Origin of the sequence: uncultured Shimia sp. (assembly GCF_947498095.1) — a bacterium.
GTDB lineage: Bacteria > Pseudomonadota > Alphaproteobacteria > Rhodobacterales > Rhodobacteraceae > Shimia.
This window is the reverse complement of sequence record NZ_CANMJE010000009.1, coordinates 19,492-36,282: the sequence shown is the minus strand read 5'-3', so window position 1 is coordinate 36,282 and position 16,791 is coordinate 19,492. Positions and strand designations below refer to the sequence as shown.

Below are 16,791 nucleotides of genomic sequence, written 5' to 3'. Positions count from 1 at the left end.
TTGGGCAATACGAAGTCTAAAGGGCGATGGGTCTGAAGGCGGCTGTTAGCCCCTGTCCGCCGCCTATCCCGATCATGGCCATTGCGAGGGCGTCGGTGTCGAAACGCTCGCGGATCAGTTGGCTGAACAAGCGGGTGACAAGAATTGCGCCAGACGCGCCAAAAGGATGCCCCAATGCAATGGCGCCCCCTTGGGGGTTTGGCAGGTCACTTGGCAGATCGAGTTGATCGAGGCTCGCCAAGACCTGTGCGGCAAAGGCTTCGTTGAATTCCAGATGGGTAAGGCGATCCAGTGACAGGTCCGGGTGGCGTTGCAAAAGTTTGCGGGTAGATGCCACCGGTCCGATCCCCAGGAGGTTGGGATCGACACCCGACGCTGCCGCATCTTCAAAGGCGAGCGCCCGCCGGTGACCAAGGGCTCGTGCTTTTGCGGCAGATGTGATGACAAGCGCACAAGCCCCATCATTTAGCGGGCAAGCGTTGCCAACGGTGACAGTGCCTTCTTTTCCAAACGCCGGGCGCAGCCGCGCGAGACGGGCAGTTGTCATGTCAGGGCGGGGGCATTCGTCGGTGACATATCCTGCAACGGGGGCGATTTCGGCGTCAAAAGCGCCCGCGGACCGGGCAGTGACGGCGCGCGCTTGAGACTGCAGGGCAAAGGCATCTTGGCGTTCGCGGGAAATGCCAAAGGCGTTTGCCACTGTGTCTGCGGCCTCACCCATTTCCGGATCGCCAATCGCTTCAGGCGAGAACCGCGCTCGCGCAAAGCTGCGATCGGGGAGGTTGCCACTTGCAGGCAGGGTGCGCACCGGCGCGCGGCTTTGGCTTTCCACACCACCGGCAAGGATGCAGGTGGCCGATCCGGACGCGATGCGCAGGCAGGCTTGCCAGACGGCTTCCAGCCCCGAGCCGCATTGGCGGTCTACCGTAACAGCGGGTATGCTGTCGGGCAGCCCGGCCTGCAGGGCAGACAGGCGAGCAATGTTGCCGCCGGGGCCAGCGGCATTGCCGAGGATCACCTCGTCGATGATGCCGGGGCTGATTAATGCGTCTTCTTTCGCTGCGCGCAGAACCGGCGCCGCGAGGTCCTCGACCTCGATATCGCGAAACATGCCACCCGCGCGCCCGATTGCGCTGCGCCGGGCGGAAATGATGACGGGCTGTCTGTCAGGCTTTAAAGCGTTCAAGGCGAGGGTCCTCATTGTCCAACCAGTCTTGCAGCGTTGCACGGGCGATCTTGCCGCTGCTGGTCAGCGGCCATTCGCCCGTACGCAAGAACTGACGCGGGAGCTTGTATCGCGGCAAACTGATGGCTAGTCGCGCGCGGATTTCATCAAGAGCGCTGTCGGTTTCAACAATGGCCACGATCTCTTGTCCGCGTGACGGGTGTGTGCGGCCGAGAACAACTGCCGCCTCAACACCTGAGATATGTGCCAAGGCGGTCTCGACCTCTTGCGGATAGACGTTGTGGCCTGCGGTGATCACCATGCCGCCCTCGCGACCTAGAATTGCAAGGCTGCCATCGGTGTTAAGTCGCCCAATGTCGCCGACCGTGGCCCAAGGGCCTTCGCGCCGAAACCCGCTGTTGCGTCCACCCCAAAGGTAGGTGTCGATCGCCAGATCTCCGCGGACAAAGATTGTCCCGGCGTCGCCTTGCGTTACCTCGGCGCCATCCTTGCGGATTGACAGCGACACATGCGCAAAGGGATGCCCGACGCTATTGGCGGGGGCGGATGAGCTGTCCCGACCATGCGTGTTGAGGCTGACAAAACCCAATTCCGAGGCGCCATAATACTCATGAACGCGGGCGCGGGGAAAAACGTTGCGGGCTCGGGTTAACAGGGCCGGGTCTAGTTTTGCCCCGGCGGTCGTGATTTCGGTGATGTGGTTCTGCGCAGGTCCGTGGCTCAAAACGCCCAGCAGCGTTGGCACCGCGACAATCCGTTTCGCGCCCCGCATAGCGTGGTGGGCTGAGGCCAGATCAAAGCGCGACGTGCCGTAAAATGTGGCCCCGAGGTCAAGTGTTTCCGCCAGCGCATACATGCTGATCCCATGTGCCAGGGGGCCGGGGGCAAAACAGTGGCTTCGGTCGGTCAGCGCAAAGGCAACTCGGCTGGCGTCCAAGGACACGCGCCACGAATGGCGCGCACGTGCAAACGCTTTGGGCTGAGACGTGGTGCCCGAGGTAAAGCCAACGAGGAACGTGTCGTCCGGTGCGGTCCACGGCGGCGCCAACCCATCCCCAAGAAATTCGTCAAGGTCACCGCTGTCCACACAAATGGCCGGAATGCCCAATTTGCCAGCCGCATGGATCAGTGCAGATTGCGATGACAGGCAAAACACAACGTCCGGTGGCAGCTTGGCCAAGGTGCGTTGCAGCATGTCGTCCGGCCATTGTGGGTCCAGCACCGCCACCGCATGCGGGGTGGCCATTGCAGTTGCTAACAGAGTGCTTGTGGCTGGATGGTTCCCCGTTGCGACGGCGAACAGCCGCGCCTCTTTCGACAGGCTCAGCGCAGGGTGACCGCGCCCTGGCAAAGCCGTCAGGGCACTGTGCAACCGTGTGATCCGGTCGAAAAGAACCCCGTAGGTCAGGGAATCGCCCGAAATGTCGACCGCCACCGCATCCGGGCGGTGGCGTGCGTGAATTTCTATCGCGTGGCGTAGGGGCAATTCGCCTCCTTCAGAGGGTCGGGTAAGCCCGGCGCAGGCCCCGGACGATCAGTGTGGCCAGAACCACCTTTACCAGATCGCCGGGCACATAGGCCACCATGATTGCCAGAGATTTCGAAAGCCCCAGCTTGCCGACAAAAGCCATCCAAGGGATGCCACAGGCATACATCAGGACCAGACCGCCGAGTCCAATGGCCAGCGCCAGAGTCACAAAACTCGCATCGGGTCGCGCCTGAACCAGAACCCCGATCAGGGCCGCGCAAAGCGGCCAGGCCAGAAGGAACCCGCCAGACGCGCCGAGGAACACACCAATCCCGCCACGTCCGCCCGCCAAAAGCGGCAGACCAGCCGCCACTAGCACGATGAACAGCAACATCGCTAATCCACCCCGTCGCGGTCCTGCGACGGCGCCCGCAAGCATTACACCCAGCGATTGCGCCGTGATCGGAGGCAGCCCAAGACCGGCAAAGCTGATCGGGGGCATAAGACCCAGTGCAGCGGTCAAAGCCGCAAACAATGCAATGTAAACGATGCTCTTCGTGTCCATGGGCGTAAATCCTTGTTCGTGAGTGGTGTTTTGTGGTCGCCGCGCGTGGTAAAAAGGCACTTGTGGGGGCTCAAGCGTGACCTGCAAAAAAGGATCTTCTTAAGAACGATATCCTCTGGATTCGATCGCATCAGAAATATCGTCCGCCATCTTTAACGTGCGGATGGCAACCGGCATGGCAACAGCAATCACGGATCGTTCCAGCCCGCGCGCCTTTTGCGCCTCTCGGACCTCTTGGGTGATCTGTGCCAGTACCGGGATAAAGCGCAACGCCAGGGATATCGCGAGTCCAACTTTGGCCGGATTCACGCCTAGCGGCCTAAGGAACCCTAAGGCGCGGGTCATGGTTTCGATCATGTCGCTGGAGCGTGTTGTCAACGTCACCAGACTGGCCAGCAGAATAAGCGCTGCAAGCCGCAGAACGACATAGGCAGCAAGCGTCAAGCCAGAGAACCACCACTGCAGCGCAAAGAACAGGCCAAAGATCCACAACAGGGGTCGGATTTGCTTCCACGCCTGCTGCATGGTCAGCCCCGCAACGGGATAGAGAGCCAGAACGATCACCAACGCGCCCACAGTCAACACGAGGCTTTCGTTGATGAACAACAGGGTGGCAGCCACCATGAGTGTCAGCATCTTTGGTCCCGGAGACATCCGGTGCAGGAATGACGTGCCGGGGAAATAGAGATCCAACATCAGCTCATCCGATCAACATAAATCGGAATGGCAATCTCAGGACGGTCGTCTGCGATCACACGGCCTTCGTCAAATACGATGACCCGGTCAAAGTCCCGCAAAAGATCAAGATCATGGCTGGCAAGGATGACGGTCTGCTCAAGCGCCTCAATCGCACGAGTGATGCGGCGCTTGTTGCGTAGGTCCAACAGCGTCGTCGGTTCATCAAGAACAACATAGTCCGGCTGCATGACCAGAACGCCCGAAATCGCCAAAAGCTGCTTTTGACCACCAGACAACAGATGCGCAGGATGTTCTCGCAGGTCGCTCATATTGTAACGCTCAAGAATATCCGTGGTATTCCGCGCAATGTCCTCTTTCGAAAACCCAAGGTTTTTCATGCCAAACGCCAGGTCTTCCTCGACCACGGGAAACACGATCTGGTTGTCAGGGTTCTGAAACACGAACCCAACCTTGCGCCGCACGTCCTTGCCGTGGGTCCGAGTGTCTTGGCCATCAACACGCACGGCACCGGCGCTGGGCAGGGCCAGCCCATTCAACAACCGCGCAAAGGATGACTTGCCAGATCCATTGGCGCCAATGATCGCGATACGCTTTTCGCTCAAAGACAGGGAGATATCGCGCAGAACCGTGCGGTCCCCGTAGGCAAGCGTGACATTGTCGATTTCGATCATCTGAGCGGAGTCCATAAGTTGACTTGCGCGCTCTTACAGCAATTGTGACGCCCTTTGAAGTCCGTCACATTGAGCCAGAGATCGGCTGGTACGGTGAAAGGGCGCCCAAGGTCGCCCTTTCTAGGTGCGGCGCAACAGATTGCGCTTACATTTGCAATTGAGAGGCTTAGAAGCCGACGCAATCGCGGAAAATGTGCCGTACGACGTCTTCGCGTTTCAGGCCAAGATCAGCAAGTTCCTGATCTGACATCGCGTTCAGCTGTTCGATCTGCTTATAGCGAGAACTGGATTCTGCCAAAGCAACCATGCCTTTGCCGATAGCAATGAATGGTGCGGCCAGAATATGCAGAGCAGAGTCAGCGAAGTTCGTGTGGTGTGCAGTATGTGCCATTTGGACCCTCAAATATGAGTTGTGGTCCTCCCTTGGCATCTTTCTGCGGGATTATTTGCCGACTGACTACGGCTTTTTCGGCAATGCCGCTCTGCAGCATTTGCAAGGCTATGCTTACAGCCGCCCCGCTGCTTCTATTGCGACAAAGTTGTAAGTAAACGGAGCCTCGCCTGGATCTTTCATCTCGTTGATATAGGCGAACCCGAATTCAGGAAGGTAATTCAGGCGCTCTTCGTACCCTTCCAATGCATGATAGATCGAAATAATGGGGATCATGTCATAGGTGCATGCGCCAATCGTTACGTCAGTCAGCGGCCCGAAAATATGACTTTCTTCAGCTTCGTAGATGTCGCCCTGATCGTTTGCCAAGGTTGTCACGTCCCATCGTGTTCCTTCTTGGGGGGGGGGTGAATTCCGAAGGCTTAACAGGATAGGCAAAGGTTGAACGTGTGCCGGGAACGACCTCGCCCTCATCCGTGTCGTAGACTTCGACAACATAGATGCCACCCAACAGAAGATAGTTTGCGCCACCACCCTGACCGTCCGCATATTCACCACGAATGAAACCGTTTGGACCAGCGCGAAAGGTCTCGGTTTCACCGCTGGCATCCCGCAATTTCACGCCCAGTTCCATATCCGCCCGCGTCGGGCAGTCAGACAGGGCAGGCTGGGCTGCACAGGCAATCACAAGGGGCAAAAGACGCATTTGGGCCTCGGTTCTGGGGTCATCTGAGAATTGCTAACACGGGCATTTGGCTCAAACTAGTTTTCTCTGACGTTTCACTGGGCAGGCAGTGATTGAATTCTTGCCTCTCTGCACTCATGGTCCGCGTAACCCTCGAATCGCGCGTGCGCGCCCTCAGAAAGGCCTGATTCATGAGCTTTGACCGTTCCATTAAGATCGCCCCATCGATCCTGTCCGCCGATTTTGCCAACTTTGGGCAAGAAATTCAGGCCATTGAGGCCCAGGGTGCCGACTGGGTCCATGTTGATGTGATGGACGGGCATTTCGTGCCGAACCTGACCTTTGGCCCCCCTGCGGTCAAAGCGTTCCGCCCGCATGTAAAAACCTTCATGGATGTGCATCTGATGATTGCGCCAGTCGATCCCTACATCGAGGCCTATGCCGAGGCGGGCGCTGATATGATCACCGCCCATGTTGAGGCCGGTCCGCATATCCACCGCACCATTCAAGCGATTAAGGCGACCGGCAAGATGGCGGGCGTCTCCCTCAATCCTGGCACACCGCTGGAGAGTATCGAACATGTGCTGGATCTGGTCGACATGGTGCTGATCATGACCGTGAACCCTGGCTTCGGCGGCCAGAAATTCATCCACTCCGGCGTTGAGAAAACCCGTCGCCTGCGCACTATGATCGGCGACCGTCCGATCCACATCCAGATCGACGGCGGCGTCACCACCGAAACCGCACCTCTGGTGGCCGAGGCTGGCGCAGATGTGCTGGTGGCAGGGTCCGCCGTTTTCAAAGGCGCAAGCGTCGACAAACCCGAGGTTTACGGCAAAAACATCCGTGCGATCCGGGCTGCTGCGACGGTATAGTATTCAAAGCATGTTTGATTGCCGGGATTGGCTGTGATGAACGCTGTGCGGCGGCCGACGCTTTGCCTCAACGCCCGCACAGGGCGCGCTTAGCGGAACCAGCCAAAACCGCATGACTCGAAGCGGTTAGTCAAATGCCGGAACCTGCCTTCCCGGTGGATCAGGCATGCGGTCGTGTCATTGCGCTGGTCTGTCGCGAAGATGTTAACGCTGAGGACGGCGTGCCATAAGGTCGAATTTCCGCTTACGACCATGTTTCACCTGATCTGTCAGCCCAGCGTCCGAGAGCGCCTTTGAGATCTTGTCAAAATCCACCCAGCCAAGATCAATCTCGCAATAGAAATGCGTTATTCGCTGCGCAGCATCCAGCTTGAGAAGCTCAGGTACAACGACTTCCTCAAACCCTTCTACGTCAATTTTGACCACCAGATCTGACGGATCATCAAGAAGAGCATCCAACGCCTGCGCGTCTTTTGTTTTTATGGAAACGACATCGCGGCCACCCAGGTCACGATCTGTCATCGAGGCGGCCCCACTGTGGCCGTCCCGAATCTTGATCTCTGCCCCGCCTGAATGAGACGAGACCGCTGCCGGAATGCATTGAATTTTTGCGCTCTGCTCAGCGTGATTTACGTTGCGGTGAAGCAGTTCGAACGTATCCGGGACAGGCTCAAGAGCCAAAGCTTGCACACAGGCTGGATTCTTGGCTGCCACCAACGAGAACAATCCCTGATTGGCGCCCACGTCGAGAAAAGTGAACGGTTTACTCAGCCTGTTCTTAAGAAGGTCATCCAACTCCGAGCCATTGCCGCCAAAGACACTCATGCGAAACGACCCGTCTCGCCAATTTGAGGCCAACTCTACGCCATAGGCCGTCGGGATGAAGCCAGAGGTAGGGTCAGGGAAGAGCGATTTGTACAAGCCAGGCGCACGATCAAACATCTTTTTTCGAATGTAGGTCGTAACCCCAAAATAGCTGATCCGCTTCAATGTGTGTTGCATGTTCCGCGCTCCGATTTTCCACCGCACTATGGAATCAGCACAATCGAGTTCCTCGATCGCTGAAAGTTACCTTCAGCACCCAAGTACAAGCTCTCTCGCGATGGCGAAAGCCCCCATAGTTTTGCGAAAGGCCGCTGGGGCAGAAATTTGAAACACCAGTGCAGTTTTCTTTATTGCACTCTAACCGCAATCGGCGATTTGGTTTTCGACCTGCGCTTCCAACTCGGCAAGAGTTTGCGTGTAAACGGCAGTTGATGAAAAAACAGTAAGGCAGGAATGAATTTGGCAAATCTAAACATTGAAACTTCTTGTCTGAGGATCAGGCAACGGTATTCTTTTTGAAGAAATTGTCGAATTTCGACCCCAAATGCAGATGGTAGATCGCAGGTGAATTTTGGGTGCCGCAGGTCGTGACCTGTTCTATTCGCGCAGTTCTTCAGGTGTCACCCCCCAGAGCGAGGCCTTCTCAGCCCAGCCTTTGTAGCCGCCAGAAGTCAGGCGGCACCAATCCGGGCCGCATTCGCCCAATCGCGCCACGACACCCAGTTCCAAAAGCGCAACTTCAGGAGAGTCGTCAGCGGGTTTCATGCGGATGACCAGCATGTCCTCTTCAACGATGACAGTCCTTACGCCCGACAAAAGCGAGTAATGCACCCAGCCGCCCGCACCGTCGAGGTCTTGAACGCGTCGCCAGTGGCCGTGCTCGGCGGTGATCTGCAGGGGCATGTTGCGGCGTGTGAATACCCAGTCAATCCGATGTGTCAGAGAGGGGCCGCGACGCACATTGGCTTTGCTGGCCTTGAGCGAAACATAGCGCGGCATTGGCAGGTTGGTGACTGGTCCCCGCATTTGTTCAGCCAGCGCAGCGGTTGCGCTGACCAGCAGGCACAAACCCACTGCGTAAAAAAGACGTGTGAACACCCGTTTGGACATTTTTGCCTGTTTTCTGCTCTTCTTTGACACGCGGGTTCTTGTGACCCGTCTGCGTATGATGCACTCTGACATCAATGCGCTGATTTGCAAAGGATTGGGAGGTCCGGATGCCAAAGGAACGTCTGAGTGTTGTCGTAACGCGACGCCTGCCGGATGCGGTCGAAACGCGGCTGTCCGAATTGTTCGACGTACGTCTGCGTGATGACGACAACCCGATGAGCCGCGAAGAGCTGGTTGAGGCGATGAAATCGGCCGATGTTCTGGTGCCGACGCTTACCGACACGATCGATGCGCCGATGATCACCCAGTCCGGCGGACGGTTGAAACTGATCGCCAACTATGGCGCCGGGGTTGACCATATTGACGTTGAAAGCGCCCGACAGCGCGGCGTGCTGGTCTCTAACACACCGGGGGTCTCTGCGGATGATACTGCCGATATGACCATTGCTATGATTGTTGGCGCCATTCGTCGCGTCCCCGAGGGCATCCGCCTGATGGATCAGGGCGGTTGGACCGGTTGGTCCCCGAACGCGATGCTGGGTGGCCGTGTCGGCGGGCGCAGGCTGGGTATTCTGGGCATGGGGCGTATCGGTCAGGCCGTGGCCCGCCGTGCCAAAGCCTTTGGCATGCAAATCCACTATCACAATCGCCGCCGACTGCATCCGGGCATTGAAGAAGAACTCGAAGCCACCTATTGGGAAAGCCTAGACCAGATGGTCTCGCGTATGGACGTTCTCACCGTGCACTGCCCGCACACGCCGGGCACCTTCCATCTGATGAACGCACGTCGCCTTAGATTGTTGAAAAATGACGCCTATGTGGTGAACACCTCTCGTGGTGAAGTGCTGGATGAAAATGCTTTGGTACGGATGCTGAAAGCCGGAGATATTTCTGGCGCCGCGCTGGACGTCTATGAGCACGGCACTGAAATCAACCCAGACTTATCGGCTCTAAAAAACGTCGTGCTCTTGCCGCATATGGGCTCTGCCACGATCGAAGGGCGCCTTGAGATGGGTGAAAAAGTGATCATCAACATAAAGACATTTGACGATGGTCACCGCCCCCCTGACTTGGTTGTTCCAGCCATGTTGTGAAGCTGATTTGCCTGTATCGCGGGCTTTACAGCTCCACCAAATACACATCGAACGGAAACTGTTGGACGATTGAGTCATAAAGCCGCTTGGCGGTGTGGTTGTCTTTGGCTGTCAGCCAATAAACCTCGGTCACACCGTCCTCTTTGGCCTGAGATATCACCGACTGGATCAAATGCCGCCCTGCGCCCGTGCCGCGTGTTTCGGGCAGGACAAACAGGTCGTTCAGGTAACAGACGTCTTCGGCCTGCCAAAAGTTTCGGTGATAAAGAAAGTTGACCAATCCAACGGGCTTGCCTTCGCCGTCCTCGGCCAAATGCGAAAACATCGGCTCGTTTTCGCTATGTATACGCCTCCAGGCCAAATCTTTGACTTCTTGCGACCGTTCGGTTTCATAAAACGCGAGATACTGATCCCACAGGGCTTCCCAGCTGGATTTGTCAGAATTGGTCACCGGTCGGATCGTGCAGGTCATCGTGGTCTCCTTTTTGGGCACATTAACGCGACCGAATGAAAAGCCAAGACATCGTCGAAACCCCATTGCCGTCCGGGTATCCTGCGCTAGGCTGATCCGGAACAGGAGGATGTCATGAAATCAGTCGTATTCTCGCTCGCGCTTACACTTGCGCTGGGCACCGTCCCAGCCACGGCACAAGAAGCCGCCGATGGCGTTGCTCCAGAGGCCGAGACCACATTGGGGCGTGCGCTGACCGGGCCGCTGGCTGCATCGCAAGAGGCCAAGGATGCAGGTCGCCCGGTAGAGGCTGACGATTGGATGGTTGTGGCAGCGCATCCCCTCGCCGTGGAGGCTGGCGGTCGTGTGCTGCGTGAAGGAGGAACAGCTGCAGACGCGATGGTTGCAGTGCAGGCGGTTCTGGGATTGGTCGAACCGCAAAGCTCCGGTCTTGGTGGCGGTGCATTTTTGGTCTGGTTTGACGGAAACACCGGCAAAGTGACCACGCTGGATGGTCGTGAAACCGCCCCTCTCGCCGCGACCCCTCAGATGCTCTTGGGTGAAGATGGCGCGCCACTTGGATTTTTTGACGCCGTCGTTGGCGGCCTCTCGGTGGGCGTTCCCGGCACGCCTATGCTGATGGAAGAGGCGCATCGCCGATGGGGGCGCGCCAATTGGCCGGGACTGTTTTCTGAGGCGATCACTCTTGCGGAAGAGGGGTTCAATGTATCCCCGCGCATGGCCGCATCCGTGCAGCGTGATGCTGAACGGTTGGCAATTGACCCCAAATCCGCGCAAGTGTTTCTGCCGAACGGTTCCCCGTTGGAGGCCGGTGATCGGTTTACGAACCCCGCCTACGGAAACAGTCTGCGGCAGCTGGCTGCAGAGGGCGCCGCGCCGTTTTATACCGGCGATATTGCCGCGCAGATCGTCGAGGCGGTGCAAAACGCCGCTCTCCCCGGCCTGCTGAAACCCATTGATCTGGCGCTTTACCAGATCAAAGAACGCCCAGCCGTCTGCGCCGACTACCGGGGCTATGATGTCTGCGGAATGGGGCCACCGTCGTCCGGAGCATTGGCCGTGGGTCAAATCCTTGGCCTCTTGTCCCCATTCGACATGACCGGACTTGGCCCGGATGACCCTCAAACCTGGCGGCTTATCGGCGATGCATCGCGCCTCGCCTTTGCGGATCGTGGACGGTATGTCGCCGACAGCGATTATGTGCCGGTTCCCGTGCAGGGAATCCTCGAGCGGTCATACCTAAATGATCGAGCCGAGTTGTTGCGCCGTGACACCGCGTTGCCGATTGTCAGTGCCGGAACGCCCGAATTCGATCACGCGCTCAACTGGGCGGACGATGACGATCGCGCGCGCCCCTCGACCTCGCATATCACCATTGCTGACGCCTATGGCAATGTATTGTCGATGACGACCACAATTGAAAACGCCTTTGGCAGCCACGTCATGGCGGCAGGGTTTCTGTTGAACAACGAACTCACAGATTTCTCGTTCCGCAGTCACCGCGATGGTGTTCCTGTGGCCAATCGAGTGGAACCCGGCAAGCGACCGCGCTCGTCCATGGCACCAACCCTTGTGCTCGACAATGGCGAACCGGTTTTGGCCATCGGCTCGCCGGGTGGCAGCCGCATCATTCCTTATGTCGCAAACGCCATCATCGCGCATCTGGATTGGGGTTTGGATGTGCAACAGGCCATCTCTTTGCCGCACCGTGTAAACCGTTTCGGCACCTACGATATGGAAGACGACGCCCTGGCCGCAGATCTTCAGGCCTTTGGGTTCGAAGTAAAGCAGCGAGCGTTGAACTCAGGCCTGCATGCAATCTCCTTCGGGGATCGCTTGCGCGGTGGCGCGGATCCGCGGCGTGAAGGGCTGGCGCTCGGAGAGTAAGCGCTTGCAGCTTCCGGCTTAAGTCCGGATAGTTCAGGAAACTCAGGGGGAGTAATGTAATGGTTCAGGCAACAGATCTGCCGCGCAATGAAGAAGGTATTGCCACGGTATTGGGGCTTTTAAAGCAACGGTTTGGCGAAAAGCTGATGACCGGAGAAAGCATCCGCGAACAACACGGCCATACGACAACGTGGATCAAGAACCAGATGCCAGATGCGGTTGTCATGCCCCAGAACACCGGGGAGGTCGCCGAAATTGTAAAGACCTGTGCAGAACACAAAGTTCCGGTGATCGGGTTTGGCACCGGCACGTCCCTTGAAGGACATATCAACGCGCCTGCGGGGGGCATTAGCGTCGATCTGTCCGAGATGAACGAAATCCTTGCTGTGAACGCCGAAGACCTCGACTGTGTTGTTCAGCCCGGCGTGACACGCGAGCAACTCAACACATACCTGCGCGATCAGGGATTGTTCTTTCCGATTGATCCGGGCGCCAACGCCTCGCTTGGCGGGATGACCGCCACGCGTGCCAGCGGTACAAACGCTGTGCGCTATGGCACGATGAAAGACAATGTGCTCAGCCTCGAGGTTGTCACACCGCAAGGCGAGGTTATTCGTACGGCCAGCCGCGCCAAGAAATCCAGTGCCGGCTATGACCTGACCCGCCTGATGGTGGGCTCTGAAGGCACATTGGGATTGATGACGGAAATCACCCTGAAACTACAGGGCATTCCCGAAGCCATGTCTTCGGCCCGCGTCTCGTTCGACAACATGGACGCGGCCTGTAAGGCGGTGATGGCGACGATCCAATACGGGATTCCCGTTGCACGTATCGAACTTCTGGACGCGCTGACGGTTAAGGCGGTGAACGACTATTCAAAACTGACCTTGCCGGAGTCCTCGCTGCTCTTGCTGGAATTCCACGGCTCGGAAAACAGCGTCACAGAACAGGCCGAACTGTTTGGCTCTATCGCCGAAGAATTTGGCGGCACCGGGTTTGAATGGACAACAAGCACCGAAGAGCGCAACAAACTGTGGCAGGCCCGGCATGATGCCTATTGGGCGACCTTGGCGCTGCGTCCCGGTGCCAAAGGCATTTCAACCGATGTTTGCGTGCCCATTTCACGGCTTGCAGAATGCGTGACCGCCGCTCAAGAACGATTGGACGAACTGGGGTTCATTGCCCCAATTGTTGGGCATGTTGGGGACGGAAACTTCCACACCTTGCCACTGATCGACATGGACAACGCCGATGAGGTGGCTAAGGCGGATGAATTTGTTGGCTGGCTCAATGATCTGGCAATTTCCTTGGGGGGAACCTGCACGGGCGAGCATGGGATCGGTCAGGGTAAGAAACCCTATCTGGTCAAAGAGCTTGGCGGAGCGGTCAACATGATGGCGGCGATCAAGCGGGCCATTGACCCAGACAATATTATGAATCCGGGGAAAATCGTGCCTTAGTGGACGCGGTCCTCAAACCTCAGTTTTTGCAAGGAGACTCCATGCGCTTTTTCAGACGAAGTATACCGTTTGCCATTGCGGCAGCCTTGGCGTGTGCGGCCCAGACAGCCAGCGCCGAAAACGCATCGAACCCTCTGGCCGCAGTGAACAACACGGATTTCCGCTACCAATTCTATGACTTGGGCGGCGGGTTTGATCAGCAAGACGCCATTATCGACGGCGCGTATATGCTGCGGCCGAACCTCAAATTCAAATATGAGGCGCATTACTACTCCACCGACGTTTCCGGCACCCGAGAGAATGAACTCAGCCGCATCAATCTCAAGGGTATATATTTTCCTTCAGAGAAGAAGCTGAACGAGACCTGGGGTGTGCGCACCGCGGTGGGTCTTGAGTGGATCCTTGATTTTGGCGATCCGGCCAAGGGGACCGGTTTGGGGTCCGATCAAATTGCACCGTTTGGGGGGCTGGCCTTTGCCAATCTCAACACAGGACTGACGCTGATCCCACTGATCCAACACTATGAATCCTACAATGGCCCCACGGACGTGTCGCAAACAGCCATTCGCCTGATTGCCCTCCAACCCTTTGGCGAGGTGTATTGGGCCAAGTTGGACCTGAAGCTGCCCTATGACTGGACAAACGATGTCTGGCCAGCCTCGGCCGAGGTCCAACTGGGCAAAAACCTGAACGATAAGATTGCTATCTATGGGGATTTGTTTGTCGGGTTGGGGCGTGATCGGCTTTATGACTATGGAATTGGGGTTGGACTGCGCTTCAAGTACTGACCGAGCCATTGCCAGCGAATCTCCGGGTTTGGACCTGAGGTAAATCGTCCCGGCTAAGTCATTCTGCTGTCCCTGTGGCTTGTCGCGCCTAACGCGGCAACGCATAGTCTTGGCACCTTGACCAACCACCTGCCGGAGCCTCACTGATGGCCACGAAATCCATTCGCGAATTAATGGGGGATCGCCCCGTTCATACGGTTGCCCCAGGTGACGTGCTGCGCGACGTCGCAAGGCGTATGGCCACCGAGAAAGTCGGCGCAGTCGCTGTCGTAGATGAGGGCGATCTTGTGGGCATTGTGTCCGAGCGTGACATCGTGTTTCGCGGTGTAGGGCAGGGATTGGCCTCGGATACAGCAACGGCGGCCGAGGTCATGACCCGCGACCCGGTGACCGTGCAGATGGATGACGCCATCTCGGATGCGCTTGCCGCCAAGCTTGGCAACAAGTTTCGCCATCTGCCTGTGATGGACGGAGACCGATTGGCGGGCCTGCTGTCCTACCGCGAGATCCCCGCCGAATACATCATGCTATTTGAACGCTTCCGCGAGATGTCGACCGCCCACGCGGATGATGACGCCTGATCGCCCGCCTTACCGATAGACCTCATCTTCGCCGGGGAACGACCGGTCTTTGACCTCTTCGGCATACTGTTCGACCGCGCGTTCGATGGCGGGGCCCAGATCGCCGTAAACCTTGACGAACTTCGGCGTCCATTCGTTCAGTCCCAGCATATCTTCCAACACCAGAATTTGCCCGTCACAATCTGCTGACGCGCCGATGCCAATGGTTGGGATGTCGATTTGTTTGGTGATCTTCGCTGCCAGAGGTTCGACCATACCTTCAAGCACGACAGAGAATGCGCCTGCCTCTGAGACCGCGCGCGCATCTTCTTCGTGGGCTTTCCAGCTTTCCTCTTCGCGGCCTTGCGTCTTGAACCCGCCCATGACGTGGCTGGATTGTGGGGTCAGGCCGATATGCGCCATTACAGGAATGCCACGCTCAACAAGGAAGGTGATGGTTTCGGCCATACGCTTGCCGCCTTCCAGCTTCACTGCGCCACAGCCGGTTTCTTTCATGATCTTGGCCGCATTGCGAAACGCGACCGAGGGGCTTTCCTCGTAGGTGCCAAAGGGCATGTCGACCACGATCAGCGCTTTTTCGGTGCCACGCACCACAGCCTTGCCATGCATGATCATCAGATCCAGAGGTACGCCCACAGTGCTTTCCATCCCGTGCATCACCATGCCCAGACTGTCCCCAACCAGGATAAAGTCCGCGTATTTGTCGACAATAGCGGCAGTATGTGCGTGGTACGATGTCAGCGACACGATCGGCTCACCGCCTTTGCGCGACGCGATTTGAGGCACAGTGTTGCGGCGGATTTTGACTTGCTTGCTCATGGTGAAACGACCCTTTGATCCAGCAGAAGAACGCCGCCGAACTCAGCCGAGAGCATGATGGCAGCAGGAGAGGTGAGGGGGCCTGAAATCTCAGAAAGATCATCGGCCTCCACGATATCTAGCCCGCGCAGTGTCGCACGAGGTTCGGCAGTGATGGTAGATGCGATCAAGTCGCGTATCTCTTCGATTGTCGCGCCCGCTTTGCCAGCGGTCTCAGCGGCGGCGAGCGAGCGCGACAGAACCAAGGCCGCTTGGCGGTCTTCGGGCGTCAGCCGCACATTACGAGAGGACATGGCCAGCCCATCGGGTTCGCGCACGGTCGGCACGCCGCGCACATCAATGGGAAAGGCCAGATCACGGGTCATCCGCTTAATGACACGCAATTGCTGATAGTCCTTTTCACCAAAACAGGCGACATCCGGTTGCACGAAGTTGAATAGGCGCGCAACAACCGTCGTCACGCCCCTGAAGTGACCGGGGCGCACCAGACCATGAAGCATGTTGGCCATGCGCGTGGTCTCGACAATGGTCTCATCGCCCTCGGGATAAACCTCTTCAACGGGCGGCACGAGGATGCAATCCACCCCCGCCGCGCGCAGCATCTCAAAATCCCGTGCCTCGTCGCGTGGATAGGCGTCCAGATCAGACGCCTCACCGAACTGCGTGGGGTTCACAAAGATCGTGACCACCACGCGGTCTGTCGCGTCTTTCGCTGCCGCAACCAACGCCAAGTGGCCTTCGTGCAGAAACCCCATTGTGGGTACCAGCCCAACGCGCTGTTGCGCTTTGCGATAAGTGGCCACTTCGGCGCGGCATTCTGCGATGGTCCTGCAAATCTTCATGTTTTGAGCATTTCCATTAATGACTTGCCTATTTTCTTAGCAGTTTACGCCGCGCTGCGGCAAGAAAATTACCCAACCACAGTAGTCTTACGGGAGGTTGCCCCGATATCGCCCAATTGCCTGCCAATTCTCGCCCAGCCATTGAAGCAGACTATTCCTTGGGGGCAGACGTAGGAGGGACCGTATGGGCCGCGTTATGCCATTTATCTTCGTGACCTTAAGCCTCGTTTGTGTGGCTGTGCTTCAGTCGCAATCGGCGCGCAATACGGCCAAAACGCACCCGTTTCAATCGGTGTCCCCGATGCCGGCAGAACCATTATCTCCCTCTGGAACCCCTGCCAACTGATGATCCAAGCCCCTTCCTGACAGACCG

General features: G+C 57.6%; 19 protein-coding genes. 6 read left to right on the top strand and 13 right to left on the bottom strand.

Annotated features, from left to right (window positions below; genetic code table 11):
- Nucleotides 1-16: 16 nt before the first annotated feature.
- From Q0932_RS15045 to Q0932_RS15010, 8 genes are all read right to left on the bottom strand, one after another.
- Nucleotides 17-1,186, bottom strand: coding sequence for a thiolase family protein (locus Q0932_RS15045; protein ID WP_299354844.1), 1,170 nt, complete (start codon nt 1,184-1,186; stop codon nt 17-19).
- Nucleotides 1,167-2,672: an AMP-binding protein gene (locus tag Q0932_RS15040; protein WP_299354841.1), complete on the bottom strand. Its 1,506-nt coding sequence runs from the start codon at nt 2,670-2,672 to the stop codon at nt 1,167-1,169. Before Q0932_RS15040 ends, Q0932_RS15045 begins: the two co-directional genes overlap by 20 nt.
- A 10-nt stretch (nt 2,673-2,682) precedes the next feature.
- Nucleotides 2,683-3,219, bottom strand: coding sequence for a biotin transporter BioY (locus Q0932_RS15035; RefSeq protein ID WP_299354840.1), 537 nt, complete (start codon nt 3,217-3,219; stop codon nt 2,683-2,685).
- A 99-nt stretch (nt 3,220-3,318) separates the two neighbouring features.
- Entirely contained in the window at nt 3,319-3,915 is a 597-nt protein-coding gene (locus tag Q0932_RS15030) for an energy-coupling factor transporter transmembrane protein EcfT (protein ID WP_299354838.1), read from the bottom strand.
- A complete protein-coding gene (locus Q0932_RS15025; RefSeq protein WP_299354835.1) occupies nt 3,915-4,589 on the bottom strand; it encodes an ATP-binding cassette domain-containing protein in 675 nt (224 codons plus the stop codon). The genes Q0932_RS15030 and Q0932_RS15025 overlap by 1 nt, the downstream gene beginning before the upstream one ends.
- 166 nt (nt 4,590-4,755) lie before the next feature.
- On the bottom strand, nt 4,756-4,980 hold the full coding sequence (locus tag Q0932_RS15020; RefSeq protein ID WP_299354832.1) for a DUF1127 domain-containing protein: 225 nt from the start codon (nt 4,978-4,980) through the stop codon (nt 4,756-4,758).
- 114 nt (nt 4,981-5,094) lie between these two features.
- A complete protein-coding gene (locus Q0932_RS15015; RefSeq protein ID WP_299354828.1) occupies nt 5,095-5,358 on the bottom strand; it encodes a hypothetical protein in 264 nt (87 codons plus the stop codon).
- Nucleotides 5,315-5,686, bottom strand: coding sequence for a hypothetical protein (locus Q0932_RS15010; protein ID WP_299354825.1), 372 nt, complete (start codon nt 5,684-5,686; stop codon nt 5,315-5,317). Before Q0932_RS15010 ends, Q0932_RS15015 begins: the two co-directional genes overlap by 44 nt.
- A 170-nt stretch (nt 5,687-5,856) precedes the next feature.
- Between Q0932_RS15010 and rpe the strand changes: the two genes are divergently transcribed.
- Nucleotides 5,857-6,540 (top strand): ribulose-phosphate 3-epimerase, encoded by a 684-nt coding sequence (gene rpe / locus Q0932_RS15005; RefSeq protein WP_299354822.1) that lies wholly within the window; start codon nt 5,857-5,859, stop codon nt 6,538-6,540.
- 204 nt (nt 6,541-6,744) lie between these two features.
- Here the strand turns inward: rpe and Q0932_RS15000 are convergent, their stop codons facing one another.
- A complete protein-coding gene (locus tag Q0932_RS15000) occupies nt 6,745-7,542 on the bottom strand; it encodes an FkbM family methyltransferase (protein WP_299354819.1) in 798 nt (265 codons plus the stop codon).
- Between the two features lie 420 nt (nt 7,543-7,962).
- On the bottom strand, nt 7,963-8,475 hold the full coding sequence (locus Q0932_RS14995; protein ID WP_299354816.1) for an SH3 domain-containing protein: 513 nt from the start codon (nt 8,473-8,475) through the stop codon (nt 7,963-7,965).
- A 107-nt stretch (nt 8,476-8,582) separates the two neighbouring features.
- Between Q0932_RS14995 and Q0932_RS14990 the strand changes: the two genes are divergently transcribed.
- Nucleotides 8,583-9,569 (top strand): D-glycerate dehydrogenase, encoded by a 987-nt coding sequence (locus tag Q0932_RS14990; RefSeq protein WP_299354813.1) that lies wholly within the window; start codon nt 8,583-8,585, stop codon nt 9,567-9,569.
- Nucleotides 9,570-9,594: 25 nt separating this feature from the next.
- On the opposite strand, the gene Q0932_RS14985 is transcribed toward Q0932_RS14990, so the two are convergent.
- Complete coding sequence (locus tag Q0932_RS14985) at nt 9,595-10,041, bottom strand: GNAT family N-acetyltransferase (RefSeq protein ID WP_299354810.1); 447 nt, start codon at nt 10,039-10,041, stop codon at nt 9,595-9,597.
- Between the two features lie 114 nt (nt 10,042-10,155).
- On the opposite strand from Q0932_RS14985, the gene ggt reads away from it, so the two are divergent.
- From ggt to Q0932_RS14965, 4 genes are all read left to right on the top strand, one after another.
- The gene (ggt, locus tag Q0932_RS14980) at nt 10,156-11,928 is read left to right on the top strand and encodes a gamma-glutamyltransferase (protein ID WP_299354807.1); all 1,773 of its coding nucleotides are present in this window, start codon (nt 10,156-10,158) and stop codon (nt 11,926-11,928) included.
- A 59-nt stretch (nt 11,929-11,987) separates the two neighbouring features.
- Nucleotides 11,988-13,388: an FAD-linked oxidase C-terminal domain-containing protein gene (locus tag Q0932_RS14975; protein WP_299354804.1), complete on the top strand. Its 1,401-nt coding sequence runs from the start codon at nt 11,988-11,990 to the stop codon at nt 13,386-13,388.
- Between the two features lie 41 nt (nt 13,389-13,429).
- Nucleotides 13,430-14,176, top strand: coding sequence for a hypothetical protein (locus Q0932_RS14970; protein ID WP_299354801.1), 747 nt, complete (start codon nt 13,430-13,432; stop codon nt 14,174-14,176).
- A gap of 146 nt (nt 14,177-14,322) precedes the next feature.
- Nucleotides 14,323-14,757, top strand: coding sequence for a CBS domain-containing protein (locus Q0932_RS14965; protein WP_299354798.1), 435 nt, complete (start codon nt 14,323-14,325; stop codon nt 14,755-14,757).
- A gap of 9 nt (nt 14,758-14,766) precedes the next feature.
- Here Q0932_RS14965 and panB read toward each other — a convergent pair whose 3' ends face one another.
- Nucleotides 14,767-15,576: a 3-methyl-2-oxobutanoate hydroxymethyltransferase gene (gene panB / locus Q0932_RS14960; protein WP_299354795.1), complete on the bottom strand. Its 810-nt coding sequence runs from the start codon at nt 15,574-15,576 to the stop codon at nt 14,767-14,769.
- The gene (gene panC / locus Q0932_RS14955) at nt 15,573-16,418 is read right to left on the bottom strand and encodes a pantoate--beta-alanine ligase (protein ID WP_299354792.1); all 846 of its coding nucleotides are present in this window, start codon (nt 16,416-16,418) and stop codon (nt 15,573-15,575) included. Before panC ends, panB begins: the two co-directional genes overlap by 4 nt.
- Nucleotides 16,419-16,791 lie beyond the last annotated feature (373 nt).